General features: G+C 47.1%; 1 protein-coding gene. It reads left to right on the top strand.

Features of this window, described 5'->3' with window-relative positions:
* Positions 1 to 107 precede the first annotated feature (107 nt).
* Complete coding sequence (locus tag DWX75_RS11945; protein WP_118016529.1) at positions 108 to 1184, top strand: IS30 family transposase; 1077 nt, start codon at positions 108 to 110, stop codon at positions 1182 to 1184.
* The last annotated feature ends 36 nt before the right edge of the window (positions 1185 to 1220 follow it).

Below are 1220 nucleotides of genomic sequence, written 5' to 3'. Positions count from 1 at the left end.
GGTTCGTTGTAAAATGAAGTTGAACAGTTGATCAAAAATAAAAATCCATAGTGACTTCCTGTGTTAAAATGGTTTTGCTACAAATCACAAACAAAGGAGCAATCACTATGGATCAATCTCATTTTAACACAATCGAGGAGACTCGTAAATCTGGCAGACATCTTTCTTTAGAAGAACGTGGCATGATTCAAGCACTGCACCGCAAAGGCTATTCTCTCCGCAGCATTGCTGCAGAAGTGAACTGTGCGCATACGACGGTCTTTTACGAACTCCGGCGTGGGACGCCGGAGAAGAGAGGTTCCCGTGGACGTATGCCGCAATACACAGCCAAACGTGGGCAGAACGCTTACCTCGAGAATCGAAAGAACTCCAGAAAGCCCTGCAAAGTGGATTATGATGACTGTGAGCCATTTATTCAGTGGATGATCAGACAGGTTCGTGAAGAGCGCTGGTCGCTGGATGCCTGTGTAGGCTATGCCAGACAGCAGAATCTATTCCGGCCAGAGCAGATTCCCTGTACAAAGACGCTTTACAATATGCTTTGGGCAGGAAAACTCCCCTTGTCCCTCTTTGATGTGCCGCATATACTCGGGCGTATACGCCACCGGAAGTGGGTACGGAAAAACAGGCGCATAAAAGGGCGTAGTATTGAGGAACGTCCCGCAATTGTCAGCGAAGGAACAGAAATCGGCCATTGGGAAGTGGATACCGTCGTTGGTAAGCGTGAAGGTCGTGAAGCTGTCACGTTCACTGCCGTCGAAAAGGTGACGCGCAACTATATTGCAATCCGTATCCCTGGACGGAGTAGTGTTGGTGTAGAATCTGCCATGGAACAGCTGATTGAACTGTATGGCAAGGAGCGATTCAGCCAGGTATTCAAAACCATGACGGCGGATAACGGTCCGGAATTCGAGACATTCTCGCAATATGAGAATCTCGGCACGAAGATTTACTTCACGCATCCGTACAGCTCATGGGAACGCCCTCAGAACGAACGCCATAATGGCCTGTTTCGGGATTTCATCCCCAAAGGTACATCGATGGAACCGTTCTGCAATGAGGACATTCTGAACATGGCAGATGCACTCAACCAGCGTCCACGTCGTATTCTTGGCTACCATACGCCAATGGAATTATTCGAAGCATTCCTCGATGAAGTCTATTCTATTGATAATATTTCTTGATTATATTTCTGTTCAATTTCAACTTGCAATTTACCA

Origin of the sequence: Mitsuokella sp. AF21-1AC (assembly GCF_003458855.1) — a bacterium.
Lineage (GTDB): Bacteria > Bacillota > Negativicutes > Selenomonadales > Selenomonadaceae > Mitsuokella.
Note: the sequence above shows the minus strand (reverse complement) of the source record. Positions and strands in the feature narration are given on the sequence as shown.

Coding starts and splice junctions, on each gene's coding strand:
- DWX75_RS11945 (WP_118016529.1), top strand. CDS start 108: ATGGATCAATCTCATTTTAACACAATCGAGGAGACTCGTAAATCTGGC.